Here is a 16,948-nt window from a genome sequence, read left to right as displayed (position 1 = left end):
AAATGGGACTTGAAGAAAAACTCCCCAGCGGGTTCATCCTCAGCACGGTCGAACAGGCCGCCGGATGGGCACGCAAGAACTCCGTATGGCCGGCCACCTTCGGGTTGGCATGCTGCGCCATCGAACTGATGGCCACCGGCGGCCCCCACTACGACCTGGCGCGCTTCGGCATGGAGCGCGCTTCGGCGTCTCCTCGCCAGGCCGACCTGATGATCGTCGCCGGGCGTGTCTCTCAGAAGATGGCCCCCGTGCTGCGCCAGATCTACGACCAGATGGCCGAGCCCAAGTGGGTCATCGCCATGGGCGTGTGCGCCTCCAGCGGCGGCATGTTCAACAACTACGCCATCGTGCAGGGCGTGGACCATGTCGTGCCGGTCGACATCTACCTGCCCGGCTGCCCGCCGCGGCCGGAGATGCTCATCGACGCCATCGTCAAGCTGCACGACAAGATTCAAAACATGAAGTTCGGTGCGCACCGTGCCAAGCAGATCGAGGAGCTCGAGCTGCAGGCGCTGCGCACGCTGCCGCTGATCGACCAGGGGGCCGCGAAGTGACCTCGCCCGACAACCTCCCCGGCAGCCCGGACAGCGGCGAGACCCCCGAGGTCCCGGTCCCGGCGGTGCCCGAGGCTCCCGTCGCCAGGCGTGGCATGTTCGGGGCATCGGACTCCGGCGACACCTCCGGCTACGGCGGCCTCGTCGTCCGCCGGGCGCCGCAGATCTCCACGCCCCGCCCGTACGGGAGCTACTTCGACGAGATCGTCGACACCCTGGCGCTCGACGACGCCATCGAGCGCGTGGTCGTGGACCGTGGCGAGCTGACCCTGCACGTGAAGCGCGAGCGCCTCGTCGAGGTGGCCCAGAAGCTGCGTGACGACCCGGCGCTGCGTTTCGAGCTGTCGCTCGGCGTGTCCGGGGTGCACTACCCCCACTTGGTGGGCGAGGAGCTGCACGCGGTCTATCACCTGCTCTCGATCACGCACAACCGGCGGGTGCGCGTGGAGGTGAGCGCGCCGGACGCCGACCCGCACATCCCATCGACTGTGAGCGTTTACCCTGGTCACGACTGGCATGAGCGGGAGACGTACGACTTCTTCGGGATCGTCTTCGATGGCCATCCCGCGCTCACCCGGATCATGATGCCGGACGACTGGGACGGTCACCCGCAGCGTAAGGACTACCCGCTGGGCGGCATCCCGGTCGAATACCGCGGCGCCACCATCCCCGCGCCGGACCAGAGGAGAAGCTACTCATGAGCACCGCTTATGACGAGGCGACCGAGGGCAAGGTCTACTCGGTCAACGGCGGCGACTGGGACCAGGTCGTCGCCGGGGCGCGCGACACCGAAGAAGAGCGCCTGGTCGTCAACATGGGCCCGCAGCACCCGTCCACCCACGGCGTGCTCCGTCTGGTCCTGACCCTCGACGGTGAGACGGTGACCGAGGCCCGCGGCGTCATCGGCTACCTGCACACCGGCATCGAGAAGAACATGGAGTTCCGGACGTGGACCCAGGGGACCACGTTCGTGACCCGCATGGACTACCTCTCGCCGATCTTCAACGAGACCGCCTACAGCATGGGCGTGGAGAAGCTGCTCGGCATCACCGACCGCGTCCCCGAGCGGGCGCAGGCCATCCGCGTGATGATGATGGAGCTCAACCGCATCGCCTCGCACCTGGTGGCCATGGGCACGTTCGGCATGGAGCTGGGCGCGACCACGCCGTTCCTGTTCGGGTACCGCGACCGTGAGATGGTCATGGACCTGTTCGAGTACATCACCGGCCTGCGCATGAACCACGCCTACGTCCGCCCCGGCGGCGTCAGCGTGGACCTGCCGGCCGGCGCGGTGGACAAGGTCGGCGAGTTCCTCAAGGAGATGCCCAAGCGGATCAAGGACATCCGCAAGCTCCTGGACGAAAACCCCGTCTACGTGCGCCGCACCAGGGACGTGGCCTACCTCGACCTGACCGGCTGCATGGCGCTCGGCGTCACAGGGCCGATCCTCCGCGCCGCGGGCCTGCCGTGGGACCTGCGCAAGTCGCAGCCCTACTGCGGCTACGAGACGTACGAGTTCGACGTCCCCACCGAGCGCGGCTGCGACGTCTACTCGCGCTACCTCGTGCGCATGAAGGAGATGGAGGAGTCCCTCAAGATCATCGAGCAGGCCCTGGACCGCATCGCCGGTCCACTCAAGGGCGACCCGGTGATGATCGAGGACAAGAAGATCGGCTGGCCGGCGCAGCTCGCGCTCGGCCCCGACGGGTTCGGCAACTCGCCCGACCACATCGCCCACATCATGGGCACCTCGATGGAGGCCCTCATCCACCACTTCAAGCTGGTGACCGAGGGCTTCAGGGTGCCGGCCGGGCAGGCGTACGCCAGCATCGAGTCCCCCAAGGGCGAGCTCGGCGCGCACGTGGTCAGCGACGGCGGCACCCGGCCCTACCGCGTGCACTTCCGCGAGCCGTCCTTCTGCAACCTGCAGAGCTTCCCCGCGATGGCGGAGGGCGGCCAGGTCGCCGACGTGATCGCCGCGGTGGCATCTATCGACCCCGTCATGGGAGGTGTGGACAGGTGAGCGAGCTTCGCGAGCGAACAATTGGACACAGCACTTATCAAGTCATGAGGGCGCCGGAGGCGCGCTCATGACTTATTCACCGGATGTCCGTGAGCGTCTTGAGCGGGACGCCAAGGAGATCATCGGGCGCTACCCGAAGACGCGGTCGGCGCTGCTGCCGCTGCTCCACCTCGTCCAGTCCGAGGACGGTTACGTCTCGGACGACGGGCAGGAGTTCTGCGCGGAGATGCTGGGCATCAGCAAGGCCGAGGTCACGGGCGTGGCGACCTTCTACACCATGTACAAGCGCAAGCCCGTCGGCGACTACCACGTCGGCGTGTGCATCAACGCGCTGTGCGCGGTCATGGGCGGCGACGAGATCTGGGAGGAGCTGTCGGAGCACGCCGGCGTCGGTCACGACGAGGCGACCCCGGACGGCAAGGTCTCGCTGGAGCGCCTGGAGTGCAACGCGGCCTGTGACTTCGCGCCCGTCATGATGGTCAACTGGGAGTTCTTCGACAACCAGACGCCCGAGTCGGCCAAGCAGCTCGTCGACGACCTGCGTGACGGCAAGGACGTGCGGCCCACGCGCGGCCCGAAGAAGCTGTGCACCTTCAAGGAGGCCTCGCGGGTGCTCGCGGGCCTGCCCGACGACCAGGCGGGCGACGGCCCGTCGGCGGCCGGTCCCTCGCTGGAGGGCCTGAAGGTGGCCAAGGCCAGAGGATGGAAGGCCCCGGAGGCATGACGACGACTTTGACACCGGTCCTGACGGCGAACTGGGACCAGCCCAACTCCTTCACCCTCGACGTCTACGGCGAGTACGACGCGGCCAAGAAGGCGCTGGGCATGGACCCCGACGCCGTCATCCAGGCCGTCAAGGACTCGGGCCTGCGCGGCCGCGGCGGCGCGGGCTTCCCCACCGGCATGAAGTGGGGCTTCATCCCGCAGGGCGACGGCAAGCCGCACTACCTCGTCGTCAACGCCGACGAGTCGGAGCCGGGCACCTGCAAGGACATCCCGCTCATGATGGCCAACCCGCACGCGCTGGTCGAGGGCATCATCATCACGTCCTACGCGATCCGGGCCAACCACGCCTTCATCTACGTGCGGGGCGAGGTCCTGCACGTGATCCGGCGGCTGCACGCGGCCGTGCGGGAGGCGTACGAGAAGGGTTATCTCGGCAGCGACATCTTCGGCTCGGGCTACGACCTGGAGCTGGTGGTGCACAGCGGTGCGGGCGCGTACATCTGCGGCGAGGAGACGGCGCTGCTCGACTCGCTGGAGGGCTTCAGAGGTCAACCGCGGCTCAAGCCCCCGTTCCCGGCCGTGGCGGGCCTCTACGCCTCGCCCACTGTCGTCAACAACGTCGAGTCGATCGCCAGTGTTCCCTCGATCATCGCCAACGGGGCCGACTGGTTCGCCGGGATGGGCACCGAGAAGTCCAAGGGCTTCGGCATCTTCTCGCTCAGCGGCCACGTGACCCGCCCCGGCCAGTACGAGGCGCCGCTCGGCATCACGCTGCGCGAGCTGCTCGACATGGCCGGCGGCATCCGCGAGGGGCACCAGATCAAGTTCTGGACCCCGGGCGGCTCGTCCACGCCGATCTTCACCGACGAGCACCTCGACGTGCCGCTCGACTTCGAGGCGGTCGGCGCCAAGGGGTCCATGCTCGGCACCCGCGCGCTGCAGATCTTCGACGAGACCACCTGCGTGGTCCGCACCGTGCTGCGGTGGACGGAGTTCTACGCGCACGAGTCGTGCGGCAAGTGCACGCCGTGCCGCGAGGGCACCTACTGGCTCAAGCAGGTGCTCAAGCGCCTGGAGAAGGGCCAGGGCACCGAGGAGGACCTGACCACGATCACCGACATCGCGGACAACATCCTCGGCCGCTCGTTCTGTGCCCTGGGCGACGGCGCGACCAGCCCGATTCACTCCTCCGTGAAGTACTTCCGTGAGGAGTACCTCAAGCACTTCGAGATCGGCGGCTGCCCGTTCGACCCGAAGAAGTCCACTCTCTGGGGTGAGCAGTGACCGTCGTAGAAACAGAAACGAACCTGGTGACCCTGACCATCGACGGGTTCCAGGTCAGTGTCCCCAAGGGCACCCTGATCATCCGGGCCGCCGAGCTGCTGGGCATCCAGATCCCCAGGTTCTGCGACCACCCCCTGCTGGACCCTGCGGCCAACTGCCGCCAGTGTCTGGTCGACATCCCCGACGCGGGCAACGGCCGCGGCTTCCCCAAGCCGCAGCCGTCGTGCGCGATCGAGGTCGCCGAGGGCATGGTCGTGCAGACCCAGCTCACCTCGCCGGTCGCCGAGAAGGCGCAGCGGTCGGCGATGGAGTTCCTGCTCCTCAACCACCCGCTGGACTGCCCGGTCTGTGACAAGGGCGGGGAGTGCCCGCTGCAGAACCAGGCCATGTCCAACGGGCGCGGCGAGTCCAGGTTCCAGGAGCAGAAGCGCACCTTCCCCAAGCCGCTGCCGCTGTCCACGCAGGTGCTGCTGGACCGTGAGCGCTGCGTGCAGTGTGCGCGCTGCATCCGCTTCTCCGACCAGATCGCGGGCGACCCGCTCATCGAGTTCTTCGAGCGCGGGGCCAAGGAGCAGGTGCGTACGGCCGACGGCAAGCCGTTCAACTCCTACTTCTCCGGCAACACGGTGCAGATCTGCCCGGTCGGCGCGCTCACCGGCGCCGCTTACCGCTTCCGCGCCCGCCCGTTCGACCTGGTGTCCACGCCGAGCGCGTGCGAGCACTGCGCCGCCGGTTGCGCCCAGCGCACCGACCACCGGCGCGGCCGCGTCACCCGCCGCCTGGCGGGCAACGACCCGCAGGTCAACGAGGAGTGGAACTGCGACAAGGGCCGCTGGGCGTTCACCTACGCCACGCAGCCCGACCGGCTCAAGACGCCATTGATCCGCAACGAGGAAGGCGTGCTCGTGCCGGCCTCGTGGCCGGAGGCGCTGACCGTCGCCGCCGAAGGCCTGGCCAAGGCCCGCGGCAAGGCGGGTGTGCTGGTCGGCGGCAGGGTCACGGTCGAGGACGCCTACGCCTACGCCAAGTTCGCCAGGCTCGCGCTGGGCACCAACGACATCGACTTCCGCGCCAGGCCGCACTCCGCCGAGGAGGCGCAGTTCCTGGCCCACGCGGTGGCCGGCAAGGGCATCGAGGTCAGCTACAGCGACCTGGAGAACGCCCCGCACGTGCTGCTCGTCGGGTTCGAGCCCGAAGAGGAGTCCCCGATCGTCTTCCTGCGCCTGCGTAAGGCGTGGATGAAGAAGGGGCTCAAGGTCAGCTCGATCGCGCCGTTCGCCTCCCCGGGCCTGGCGAAGATGGGCGGCACGCTCATCCGCACCGCGCCCGGCGTCGAGGCCGACGCGATCGGCGACCTGGTCGGCACCCTGCCCGAGGGCACGATCATCCTGGCGGGCGAGCGACTGGCCACCGTGCCCGGCGCCCTGTCCGCCGCGGTGCGCCTGGCCGCCGCCTCCGGTGGCAAGCTCGCCTGGATCCCGCGCAGGGCCGGTGAGCGCGGCGCGGTCGAGGCCGGCGCGCTGCCCAACCTGCTGCCGATCGGCCGCCCGGTGGACGACGAGACCGCCAGGGCCGAGGTCGCCCGGGCGTGGAACGTGTCCTCGCTGCCCACCGCCCCCGGCCGCGACGCCGCGGACATCCTCACGGCCGCCCGCGACGGGGACATCGACGCGCTGGTCGTGGCCGGCGTCGACCCGTACGACCTGGCCGACCCGGCGGCGGCGCTCGACGCGCTCGAGCACACGCCGTTCATCGTCAGCCTGGAGATCCGCGCCAGCGCCGTCACCGACCGCGCCGACGTGGTGCTGCCGGTCGCCGCCGTGCAGGAGAAGGCCGGCACGTTCGTCAACTGGGAGGGCCGCGGCCGCTCGTTCGAGGCGCCGCTGAAGGTTCCCGGCCTGCAGAGCGACCTGGCCGTGATCGGCAACCTGGCCGACCGGATGGACGTGCACCTGGGCCTGCCGGACGCCAAGGGCGCCCGCCGCGAGCTGTCCACCCTGGGCGCCTGGCGCGGCAGCCGGGTCAGCGCCCCCAACGCCCTGACCCGCACCCAGGAGGTGCCGGAGGCGGGCCAGGCGCTGCTGGCCACCTGGCACCTGCTGCTCGACGACGGCAGGCTGCAGGACGGCGAGCCGTACCTCGCGGGCACCGCCCGCACCGCCGAAGCACTGGTCTCCGAGAGCACGGCCGCCGAGCTGGGCGTCGCCGACGGCGACAAGCTCGTCGTCGGCGACAACGTGACGCTGCCGGTGCGCGTCGCCGACCTGCCCGACCGGGTGGTCTGGGTGCCTTCGAACTCCGGCGGCTGCTCGGTCACGCGCGACCTGCGTGCGGTGGCCGGCGACATCGTCACCATCGGGAGCGCCTCATGATCCACGTTCTCGCGGCCGATCCCACCCTGGCCAACTTCGGCCAGGACCCCGTGTGGATCACCATCATCAAGGCCGTGATGCTGTTCGTCTTCCTGATGCTGGGCGTGCTGTTCGGCGTCTGGTTCGAGCGGAAGCTGATCTCGCGGATGCAGAACCGCTACGGCCCCAACCGGGCCGGTAAGTTCGGTCTGCTGCAGTCCGTGGCCGACGGCCTGAAGATGGGCCTGAAGGAGGACCTCTTCCCCAACACGGTGGACAAGGTGCTCTACCTGCTGGCGCCGATCATCATGGTGGTGCCGGCGTTCCTGGCCTTCTCGATCGTGCCGTTCGGGCCGATGGTCAACCTGTTCGGCGTGCAGACGCCGCTGCAGCTGGTGGACCTGCCGGTGGCGGTGCTGTTCATGCTGGCCATGGGCGCGGTGTCGGTCTACGGGGTGGTGCTGGCCGGGTGGTCGTCGCGCTCGCCGTACGCGCTGCTGGGCGGGTTGCGGTCGGCGGCGCAGGTGGTGTCGTACGAGATCGCGATGGGCCTGTCGTTCGTGGCGGTGTTCCTGTTCGCCGGGACGCTGTCCACCTCGGAGATCGTCGCGGCGCAGGAGCAGACCTGGTATGTGTTCCTGCTGCTCCCGTCGTTCCTGATCTACGTGGTCTGCATGTTCGGTGAGGCCGCCCGCATTCCGTTCGACCTGCCCGAGGGTGAGGGTGAGCTGGTCGGCGGGTTCCAGACCGAATACTCCTCGTCGCTGAAGTTCGCCCTGATCATGATGGGTGAATACCTGCACACGTTCACCGCCTCCGGCATCGCGGTGACGCTGTTCCTCGGCGGGTGGCGGGCGCCGTTCCCGATCTCGCTGTGGGAGGGCGCCAACACGGGCTGGTGGCCGGTGTTGTGGTTCTTCATCAAGTTCGTGCTGACCTTCAGCTTCATCGTGTGGGTGCGGGCGTCGCTGCCGCGGGTGCGGTACGACCAGCTCATGTCGCTGGGCTGGAAGGTGCTGATCCCGGTCAACCTGGCGTGGATCCTGCTGGTCGCCGGCGTGCGCAGCGTGGTGATCAACGTGGACTCCCGGATGATCAGTCTCGCGGTCACCGGGATCATCGTGGTCGGGGCGCTGGCCATCTGGATGCGGTTCGACACCGTCAACCAGCGGCGCAAGGAAGCCAGGAAGGCCCAGGTCGAAGCCGAGTTCGAGGAACTGTCCAACGAGCCGACGAAGGGTGGCTTCCCGGTGCCGCCGCTCGATCTGCCGCACTACCACGGGGTGCAGCACAAGGAGATTCCCAGTGGGACTAACTGATTGGCTGAACCCCGTCAAAGGCTTCGGGGTCACCTTCCATACGATGTTCAAGAAGCCCGTCACGACGAACTACCCGGAGGAGAAGAGGCCGACGGCTCCTCGCTTCCACGGGCGTCACCAGCTCAACCGCTGGCCCGACGGGCTGGAGAAGTGCGTGGGGTGCGAGCTGTGCGCCTGGGCGTGTCCGGCCGACGCGATCTACGTCGAAGGCGCGGACAACACCGATGAGGAGCGCTTCTCGCCGGGCGAGCGTTACGGCCGCACCTACCAGATCAACTATCTGCGGTGCATCCTCTGCGGCCTCTGCATCGAGGCCTGCCCGACCCGCGCGCTCACCATGACCAACGAGTACGAGCTCGCCGACAGCACCCGCGAGGGCCTCATCTTCACCAAGGAGATGTTGCTCGCGCCGCTGACCCAGGGCATGGAGCAGCCGCCGCACCCCATGCGGCTCGGTGAGACCGAAGAGGACTACTACCGGCTGGGGCGGACCAATGGGTGAGACCATCACGTTCTGGGTGCTCGCCGTCGTGTCCGTCGGCGCCGCGCTCGGCATGGTCTTCAACCGGAAGGCCGTGTACTCGGCGCTGATGCTCGGCACGGTGATGCTCTGCCTCGCGGTCCTGTACGCGGTGCAGGACGCGCCTTTCCTGGCCGCGGTGCAGATCATCGTCTACACCGGCGCCGTCATGATGCTGTTCCTGTTCGTGCTCATGCTGGTGGGCGTGGACTCGTCCGACTCCTTCGTCGAGACGATCAGGGGCCAGCGCTTCTGGGCGGTGCTCGCCGGCATCGGCTTCGCCACGCTGATCATCCTGGCCGTGGGCAACGCGATCTTCGCTCCCGAGGTCGGGCTGACGCAGGCCACGGCGCAGGGCGGCTACATCCGCTCGATCGCGCTGCTGATATTTACCAAGTACGTCTTCGCGTTCGAGATCACCTCGGCGCTGCTGATCACCGCAGCGCTGGGCGCCATGGTGCTGGCGCACCGCGAGCGGCTCACTGACAAGCCCACGCAGAAGGACCTGGCACGGGCCAGGTTCGCCGGCGACCGGCCGTCGGCGCTGCCGGGGCCCGGCACGTACGCCACCGGCAACGCCATCGACATGCCGGCGCTGCTGCCCGACGGGACGGTCGCGGAGTCCTCGGTCAACCGCTACATCGCGCGCTACGACGTCGAGCACGACCACCTGCCCGCTGACCCCAGGTTCGCCGCGGCCATCAAGCACACGGTCGAGGAAGACGCCGAGGAGCGCGACATCCACGCGCGCGACGAGGCCGAGGAGCAGGACGCCGAGCAGACCACCAACGAGGTGAACAAATGACGACGCAATACCTCGTCCTGTCCGGCCTGTTGTTCGCCATCGGCGCCATCGGCGTGCTGATCAGGCGTAACGCGATCGTGGTGTTCATGTGCGTGGAGCTCATGCTCAACGCCTGCAACCTCGCGTTCGTCGCCTTCTCCAGGCAGGTCGGCAACTTGGAAGGCCAGATCATCGCGTTCTTCGTGATGGTGGTGGCCGCGGCCGAGGTCGTGGTAGGCCTCGCCATCATCGTGACGATCTTCCGAACCCGCAGGTCCGCGTCGGTCGACGACGCCAACCTGCTGAAGTACTAAGAGGTGACTGGTGGAATCTGAAATCGCTCAGATCGCCCAGCACACCGGCGGCGTGATCGGCAACGCCTGGCTGATGATCGCTTTCCCGTTGCTGGGAGCGTTCATCCTGCTGGCGTTCAACCGGCTCACCGACCGCTGGGGCCATCTGCTGGGCGTGGCCATGTCCCTCGCCTCGTTCGTCGTGGCGGTGCTGGCGTTCGTCGAGCTCATCGGCTTTGGGGAGAACGAGCGCCGCCGGGCGGTGCACCTGTGGGAGTTCATCCCCAACCTCGACATCAACATCGGGCTGCTGATCGACCCGCTGTCGATCAGCTTCGCGCTGCTGATCACCGGTGTGGGTTCGCTGATCCACATCTACTCGATCGGCTACATGTCGCACGACGAGCACCGGCGCAGGTTCTTCGCCTATCTCAACCTGTTCGTGGCGGCGATGCTGCTGCTGGTGCTGGCCGACAACTACGTGGGCCTGTTCATCGGCTGGGAGGGCGTCGGTCTGGCGTCGTACCTGCTGATCGGGTTCTGGCAGTTCAAGCCGTCGGCGGCGGTCGCGGCCAAGAAGGCGTTCGTGGTCAACCGCGTCGGTGACTTCGGCCTGCTGGTCGGCATGTTCGTGATCTTCACGACGTACCAGACGCTGTCCTTCGCGGAGCTCAAGCCGATTCAGGCCGAGAACGGCACCACGCTCGCCATCGGGCTGCTGCTGCTCCTCGGCGCCTGCGGCAAGTCGGCGCAGCTGCCGCTGCAGTCCTGGCTCCTGGACGCCATGGAGGGCCCGACTCCGGTGTCGGCCCTGATCCACGCCGCGACCATGGTCACCGCCGGCGTCTACTTGGTGGTCCGGTCCGGGGTGTACTTCTTCCCCGAGGGCTCCGGCGCCGCGCTGGCCGTGGCCATCGTGGGTGCGGCCACGCTGCTCGCCGGTGCCATCATCGGTTGTGCGAAGGACGACATCAAGAAGGGCCTGGCCGGTTCGACGATGTCGCAGATCGGCTACATGATGCTGGGCGCGGGCCTCGGCCCGGCCGGCTACGCCTTCGCGATTGGCCACCTGATCACGCACGGCTTCTTCAAGGCCGATCTGTTCCTCGGGGCCGGGTCCGTCATGCACGGCATGAACGACGAAGTCGACATGCGGAAGTACGGCGGGCTGCGCAAGTTCATGCCGCTGACCTTCGTCACGTTCTTCATCGGCTACCTGGCGATCATCGGGTTCCCGCTGCTGTCCGGTTACTTCACCAAGGACGGCATCATCGAGACCGCGGTGCACCACCAGCCCATCCTGGGTTGGCTGGCCGTGCTCGGCGCCGGGATCACCGGCTTCTACATGTCGCGGATGGTCTTCATGACCTTCTTCGGCCAGAAGCGCTGGGCCGAGGGCGCACACCCGCACGAGTCGCCGGCGGTCATGACCTGGCCGTTGATCATCCTGTCGATCGGCGCCATCGGCCTGGGCGGCTACCTCGTCCTGAGCAACCGGCTCCTGCTGTTCCTGGCGCCGGCGGTCGGACGGCCGGCGGAGCTGCCGGAGTTCCACTTCACCAGCACGCCGGGTCTCGCCACGCTGGCGCTGGTCGCCGTGGGTGCGGCCTTCGCCTGGATGCGGTACGGCCGGGTGGAGGTGCCCGCCGTGCAGCCGCGCGGTTCGTTCCTCACCACGTTCGCCCGCCGCGACCTGTACGGTGACGCGCTCAACGAGTCGCTGTTCATGCGCCCCGGCCAGTGGCTGACCCGCCTCGCCGTGTTCTTCGACAACCGCGGCGTCGACGGGCTGGTCAACGGCCTGGCCGCGGGCATCGGCGGCAGCTCCGGGCGCCTCAGGCGGATCCAGACGGGCTTCGCCAGAACGTACGCGTTGTCCATCTTCATCGGTGCCGCCCTGCTGACCGGCGCCCTGCTCCTCGTTGGGACCATCTGATGTCACCCTGGCTTCCGATACTCATGGCGGTGCCCGTGGTGGGCGCCATCGTGGTGGCCCTGCTCCCCAAGGGCAGTGACAAGCTGGCCAAGCAGGTCACGCTGCTGGTCTCGCTGCTGGTGCTGGTGCTCACGGGCGTCATGGCCGCCGGGTTCAAGCCCAACGGCGACCGGTTCCAGTTCGTGGCCGAGTACAACTGGATCCCCAGCTTCGGCGTGAAGTTCGGGGTCGGCGTCGACGGCGTGGCCCTCGTGCTCATCGCGCTGTCGGCGGTGCTGGTGCCGATCGTGGTGCTGGCCTCCTGGCACGACGCCGACGGGGTCAAGAGCGCCGACGGCACCGTGATCGCGCCCAAGCGGTCGGTGAAGACGTACTTCTCGCTGCTGCTGGTGCTGGAGACGATGATGATCGGCGTCTTCGCGGCGACCGACATCTTCCTCTTCTACGTCTTCTTCGAAGCGATGCTGATCCCGATGTACTTCATGATCGGCTCGTACGGCGGCGCCCAGCGGTCCTACGCGGCCGTGAAGTTCCTGCTGTACTCGCTGTTCGGCGGCCTGCTCATGCTGGTCGCGGTCATCGGGCTCTACTTCGTGGCCGGCAAGAACACGTTCATGTTCCCCGAGCTGATCGGGGCCATCCAGGACCCTGCCATGCAGAAGTGGCTGTTCGCCGGGTTCTTCATCGCCTTCGCGATCAAGGCGCCGCTGTGGCCGGTGCACACGTGGCTGCCCGACGCGGCCGCGCAGGCGCCGGCCGGGGCCGCCGTGCTGCTGGTGGGCGTGCTGGACAAGGTCGGCACGTTCGGCATGCTGCGCTTCTGCCTGGAGCTGTTCCCGGAGGCGGCCAAGGCGTTCACGATGCCGATCGTCGTGCTCGCGGTCATCAGCATCATCTACGGCGCCATCGTGGCCATCGGGCAGAACGACATGAAGCGGCTCATCGCCTACACGTCGATCTCGCACTTCGGCTTCATCGTGCTCGGCGTGTTCGCCATGTCGGACGTCGCCCAGTCCGGCGCCGCCCTCTACATGGTCAACCACGGCTTCGCCACCGGCGCGCTGTTCCTGGCCGCCGGCTTCCTCATCGCCCGGCGTGGCTCGCCGTACATCGAGGACTACGGAGGCGTGCAGAAGGTCGCGCCGGTGCTGGCGGGCTTCTTCCTGGTCGCCGGTCTGGCGGGGCTGTCGCTGCCCGGTCTGTCGTCGTTCGTCAGCGAGTTCATGGTCATGATCGGGACCTACTCGAGCGCGGCCCATGGCTCCGGGGCGCTGACGGCGGCCGCCGTCATCTCCGCGGTGGCCGTGGTCCTCGCGGCCGTCTACATCCTGTGGATGGTGCAGCGGGTCATGAACGGGCCGACCGCCGAGCCGGTCAAGGCGTTCAAGGACCTGAACGCCCGCGAGATCTGGGTGCTGGCCCCGCTGGTCGCCCTGATCATCGGGTTCGGCTTCTTCCCCAAGCCGCTGCTCGACGTGATCAACCCGTCCGTGCAAGAGACCCTGACCAACGTGAAGGTGCCGGTCTCCACCATCGCTGAGAAGGGGACAGGTCAGTGAACTCCATTCCAGCGCCGACGATCGAGTACGGCACGCTGGCGCCGCTGCTGGTGGTGTTCGGCGCGGCCGTCATCGGCGTGCTCGTCGAGGCGTTCGCGCCGCGTTACCTGCGTAAGGCGATCCACGTACCGCTCACTCTGCTGAGCCTGCTCGGCGCGTTCGCACTGGTGCTCGTGCAGGTGCTGCGCGGCCAGGTGTCCACGACGGCCGCCGCCATGGGCGCGATCGCGGTGGACGGGCCGTCACTGTTCATCTGGGGCGTCATCCTCGTCCTGTCGTTCGTGTGCGTGCTGCTGATCAACGACGAGGGCCACTTCGTCGCCTCGGCCGCGGCCGTGCCGGGCAGCGCCGACGAGGAAGAGGCCGAGACCGTGACCGGCGGCGCCGGCCACACCGAGGTCTACCCGCTGGTGTTGTTCGCGGTCGGCGGCATGCTGCTCTTCCCGGCCTCGCACGACCTGCTCATGATGTTCGTGGCCCTCGAGGTCATGTCGCTGCCGCTCTACCTGCTGTGCGGCCTGGCACGCCGGCGTCGCCTGCTGTCGCAGGAGGCGTCCATGAAGTACTTCCTGCTGGGCGCGTTCTCCTCGGCCTTCTTCCTGTACGGCACCGCGATGGTCTACGGGTACGCGGGCACCGTCTCGCTCCCCGGCATCAACCAGGCCCTGGCCGAGGGCGCGGCGCTCGACCCGCTGCTGATGATCGGGCTCGCGCTGCTCGGCGTGGGCCTGCTGTTCAAGATCGGCGCGGCGCCGTTCCAGGCGTGGAAGCCGGACGTCTACCAGGGCGCCCCGACCCCGATCACCGCTCTGATGGCCTCGGGCACGCTGGTCGCGGCCGTGGGCGCCGTGCTGCGGGTGTTCTGGGTGGGTCTGGGCAACCTCGACTGGAACTGGCGGCCTGTCATCTGGGTCATCGCGGCGCTGACCATGGTCGTCGGCTCGGTGCTGGCGATCACGCAGACCGAGATCAAGCGCATGCTGGCCTACTCATCCATCGCGCACGCGGGCTTCCTGCTCGTCGGCGTGATGGCCACGTTCGGCTCCGCGCAGCAGAACGCGGTCTCGCTGAAGGCGATCCTGTTCTACCTGGCGGTCTACGGCATCACGACGGTCGGCGCGTTCGCGATCGTCACGCTGGTGCGCGACCCCGGCGGCGAGGCCGGGCACCTGTCGCGCTGGGCCGGGCTCGGCAAGCGGGCCCCGATTCTGGCCGGGGTGTTCGCCTTCTTCCTGCTGGCCTTCGCCGGCATCCCGCTGACCAGCGGCTTCTTCGGCAAGTACGCCGTCTTCGCCGCCGCGCTCAACAGCGGGACGCAGCCTGGCGACTCGATGGGCGGCTGGATGGCCGGACTGGTCGTCGTGGGTGTGGTGGCCTCGGCCGTCGCGGCGTTCTTCTACGTGCGCGTGATCGTGCTGATGTTCTTCAGCGAGCCGGCCGCCGACGGCCCGGCGATCGTGGTGCCCAGTGCGGGGACCGTGGCTGTCATCGCCGTCGCGCTGCTGGTTACCGTAGGGGTGGGGCTCTACCCGGAGTCCATGCTCAGCGTTGCCAACGAAGCTGCTAGCAGCTTGTTCATCAGATAAGGGGATCTCGTATGTCTGCGCCACCCGTGGTTGACCTTCCCATTGAGGACGAACGGTTGGCGCAGGACGTGGCCACCGGACTGGCCGCGGTGGAGAAGCTCCTGCGTTCGTCGGTGGAGAGCGAGGACGCCTTCGTCACGGAGGCGTCCAAGCACCTCATCGAGGCCGGCGGCAAGCGGTTCCGCACGCTGATGGTGTTGCTCGCCGCCCAGTTCGGCGATCCGTCGGCGCCGGGCGTCGTGCCCGGCGCGGTGGTCATCGAGCTGACCCACCTGGGCTCGCTCTACCACGACGACGTCATGGACGAGGCCCCGGTACGCCGGGGCTCCCCGTCCGCGAACGCCCGGTGGGACAACACTGTCGCGATTCTCACCGGCGACTACCTGTTCGCCCAGGCGTCCGACATCCTGGCCGACCTTGGCCCCGAGTTGATCCGTATCCAGGCGCAGACGTTCTCCCGCCTGGTCCAGGGCCAGATCCGTGAGACCGTCGGCCCGCGCGCCGACGAGGACCCGATCGCGCACTACGTCAACGTCCTGGCCGACAAGACGGGCTCGCTGATCGCCGCCTCCGGCCGCTTCGGAGCCCTGCTCTCCGGGGCTCCCGCGGACGTCGAGGAGCGGCTGAGCCGCGCCTGCGAGGCCATCGGCGTGGCCTGGCAGCTGGGGGACGACCTGCTGGACGTGGCCTCCACGGGGGCGCAGTCGGGCAAGACGCCGGGCACTGACCTCCGTGAGGGCATCAAGACCCTCCCGGTCCTGTACGCCCTGGCCGCCGACGACTCCCCGCGCCTTTCCGAGCTGCTGTCGGGCCCGGTGGCCGAGTCCGACGTGGACGAGGCGTTGACCCTGCTCCGTGCGCACCCGGCGATGGCGCGGGCGCGGGCGCAGCTGGAGGCGTGGGTGGACCGAGCGCGGGACGACATTTCCGGTTTGCCTGACATCCCGGCGCGAGACGCCTTTTTGGCGCTATGTGACTACGTGGTCCAGCGTTCTGGCTGATCTCCTGACACGCGCGGCCGCCCGGGCCGTCCTGATGCTGTCGTACGTGAAGATCGCCAAGGCCAGCCAGACGATCGAGAACCCGATCCACCGGCTGGGCGGCATTGTCTCCTTGGCGATCAGCACACCGCACGCGAACTGCAGGATCGGTGCGATGTACTGCAGCAGCCCCATCGTGCTGAGCGGCACCCGGATGGCGGCCGCCCCAAAGCAGATCAGCGGCACCGCCGTGACGATCCCCGCGCCGATCAGCAACAACGCATGCCAGGCCCCCTGATTCGGGAAGGTCGCCTCCCCGCTCACCTGCAGCGTGATCAGATACCCGAGGGCCGGCAGCAGCAGAACCAGCGTCTCGACCGCCAGGCCCTCGGTCGCCGCCACATTGGCCTTCTTCTTGACCAGCCCGTACACCCCGAAGCTCACCGCCAGCGTGAGCGCGATCCACGGCAGCCGCCCGTAGTCGAAGGCCAGCACGAGCACCGCGACCGCTCCGAACCCGACGGCCGCCCACTGCAGCGGCCGCAGCCGCTCGCGCAGCAGCACCACGCCGAACACCACGTTGACCAGCGGGTTGATGAAGTACCCCAGGGCGCTCTCCACCACGTGCCCGGAGTTGACCGCGTAGATGTAGGTGCCCCAGTTGAGGGTGACGACAATGGCCGCGACGGTGAGGAGGGCGAGCTTCCCGGGTTGCCTGGCCAGCTCCCGAATCCAGGACCAGTGCCTGCGGACGGCAAGCGCGGCGGCGACCGCGACCAGGGACCACACCATCCGGTGCGCCAGGATCTCGACGGCACCTGACGGCTTGAGCAGAGGCCAGTAGAGGGGGAAGAGCCCCCACATGGTGTAGGCGGCGACCCCGTACAAGACGCCGCGCCGAAGGTCAGGCATGTACGCCATCTTCGCCCATTACCACCTTTAACCACAAATTCCATCCACTATACGGAAATGTGTAGATCTCCTTAAGCGTTGCTGCCTGTGTAGGCTGACAGAGAGCTATGGAGGTAGTGCG

Annotated in this window: 15 protein-coding genes; 14 read left to right on the top strand and 1 reads right to left on the bottom strand. The window is 68.1% G+C overall.

Features of this window, described 5'->3' with window-relative positions:
• The first annotated feature begins 2 nt into the window (after positions 1 to 2).
• From OHA25_RS04220 to OHA25_RS04155, 14 genes are all read left to right on the top strand, one after another.
• On the top strand, positions 3 to 554 hold the full coding sequence (locus tag OHA25_RS04220; RefSeq protein ID WP_305914423.1) for a NuoB/complex I 20 kDa subunit family protein: 552 nt from the start codon (positions 3 to 5) through the stop codon (positions 552 to 554).
• Positions 551 to 1,255, top strand: coding sequence for an NADH-quinone oxidoreductase subunit C (locus OHA25_RS04215; protein WP_442942054.1), 705 nt, complete (start codon positions 551 to 553; stop codon positions 1,253 to 1,255). The genes OHA25_RS04220 and OHA25_RS04215 overlap by 4 nt, the downstream gene beginning before the upstream one ends.
• On the top strand, positions 1,252 to 2,577 hold the full coding sequence (locus tag OHA25_RS04210) for an NADH-quinone oxidoreductase subunit D (protein WP_327586306.1): 1,326 nt from the start codon (positions 1,252 to 1,254) through the stop codon (positions 2,575 to 2,577). The genes OHA25_RS04215 and OHA25_RS04210 overlap by 4 nt, the downstream gene beginning before the upstream one ends.
• Positions 2,564 to 3,301, top strand: a complete 738-nt coding sequence (nuoE, locus tag OHA25_RS04205; protein WP_327586305.1) for an NADH-quinone oxidoreductase subunit NuoE — start codon at positions 2,564 to 2,566, stop codon at positions 3,299 to 3,301. The genes OHA25_RS04210 and nuoE overlap by 14 nt, the downstream gene beginning before the upstream one ends.
• Positions 3,298 to 4,587, top strand: a complete 1,290-nt coding sequence (gene nuoF / locus OHA25_RS04200; RefSeq protein ID WP_327586304.1) for an NADH-quinone oxidoreductase subunit NuoF — start codon at positions 3,298 to 3,300, stop codon at positions 4,585 to 4,587. Before nuoE ends, nuoF begins: the two co-directional genes overlap by 4 nt.
• The gene (locus OHA25_RS04195) at positions 4,584 to 6,959 is read left to right on the top strand and encodes an NADH-quinone oxidoreductase subunit G (RefSeq protein WP_327586303.1); all 2,376 of its coding nucleotides are present in this window, start codon (positions 4,584 to 4,586) and stop codon (positions 6,957 to 6,959) included. The genes nuoF and OHA25_RS04195 overlap by 4 nt, the downstream gene beginning before the upstream one ends.
• The gene (nuoH, locus tag OHA25_RS04190) at positions 6,956 to 8,257 is read left to right on the top strand and encodes an NADH-quinone oxidoreductase subunit NuoH (protein WP_327586302.1); all 1,302 of its coding nucleotides are present in this window, start codon (positions 6,956 to 6,958) and stop codon (positions 8,255 to 8,257) included. The genes OHA25_RS04195 and nuoH overlap by 4 nt, the downstream gene beginning before the upstream one ends.
• A complete protein-coding gene (gene nuoI / locus OHA25_RS04185; RefSeq protein WP_305914429.1) occupies positions 8,244 to 8,759 on the top strand; it encodes an NADH-quinone oxidoreductase subunit NuoI in 516 nt (171 codons plus the stop codon). The genes nuoH and nuoI overlap by 14 nt, the downstream gene beginning before the upstream one ends.
• Positions 8,752 to 9,582 carry an NADH-quinone oxidoreductase subunit J gene (locus tag OHA25_RS04180; RefSeq protein ID WP_327586301.1) on the top strand — a complete coding sequence of 277 codons (831 nt, stop codon included), beginning with the start codon at positions 8,752 to 8,754 and terminating at the stop codon, positions 9,580 to 9,582. The genes nuoI and OHA25_RS04180 overlap by 8 nt, the downstream gene beginning before the upstream one ends.
• Complete coding sequence (nuoK, locus tag OHA25_RS04175) at positions 9,579 to 9,875, top strand: NADH-quinone oxidoreductase subunit NuoK (RefSeq protein WP_305914431.1); 297 nt, start codon at positions 9,579 to 9,581, stop codon at positions 9,873 to 9,875. Before OHA25_RS04180 ends, nuoK begins: the two co-directional genes overlap by 4 nt.
• 73 nt (positions 9,876 to 9,948) lie before the next feature.
• Entirely contained in the window at positions 9,949 to 11,790 is a 1,842-nt protein-coding gene (nuoL, locus tag OHA25_RS04170) for an NADH-quinone oxidoreductase subunit L (RefSeq protein WP_327590921.1), read from the top strand.
• Positions 11,790 to 13,349 (top strand): NADH-quinone oxidoreductase subunit M, encoded by a 1,560-nt coding sequence (locus OHA25_RS04165; protein WP_327586300.1) that lies wholly within the window; start codon positions 11,790 to 11,792, stop codon positions 13,347 to 13,349. Before nuoL ends, OHA25_RS04165 begins: the two co-directional genes overlap by 1 nt.
• Positions 13,346 to 14,935 carry an NADH-quinone oxidoreductase subunit NuoN gene (gene nuoN, locus OHA25_RS04160; RefSeq protein WP_327586299.1) on the top strand — a complete coding sequence of 530 codons (1,590 nt, stop codon included), beginning with the start codon at positions 13,346 to 13,348 and terminating at the stop codon, positions 14,933 to 14,935. Before OHA25_RS04165 ends, nuoN begins: the two co-directional genes overlap by 4 nt.
• 11 nt (positions 14,936 to 14,946) lie before the next feature.
• Positions 14,947 to 15,936 carry a polyprenyl synthetase family protein gene (locus tag OHA25_RS04155; protein WP_327586298.1) on the top strand — a complete coding sequence of 330 codons (990 nt, stop codon included), beginning with the start codon at positions 14,947 to 14,949 and terminating at the stop codon, positions 15,934 to 15,936.
• Here OHA25_RS04155 and rarD read toward each other — a convergent pair.
• A complete protein-coding gene (gene rarD, locus OHA25_RS04150) occupies positions 15,904 to 16,827 on the bottom strand; it encodes an EamA family transporter RarD (protein ID WP_327586297.1) in 924 nt (307 codons plus the stop codon). The genes OHA25_RS04155 and rarD overlap by 33 nt on opposite strands.
• Between the last annotated feature and the right edge of the window lie 121 nt (positions 16,828 to 16,948).

Source organism: Nonomuraea sp. NBC_00507 (assembly GCF_036013525.1).
Classification (GTDB): domain Bacteria; phylum Actinomycetota; class Actinomycetes; order Streptosporangiales; family Streptosporangiaceae; genus Nonomuraea.
The sequence above is the reverse complement of the archived record's forward strand: the minus strand, read 5'-3'. Positions and strand labels throughout refer to the sequence as shown.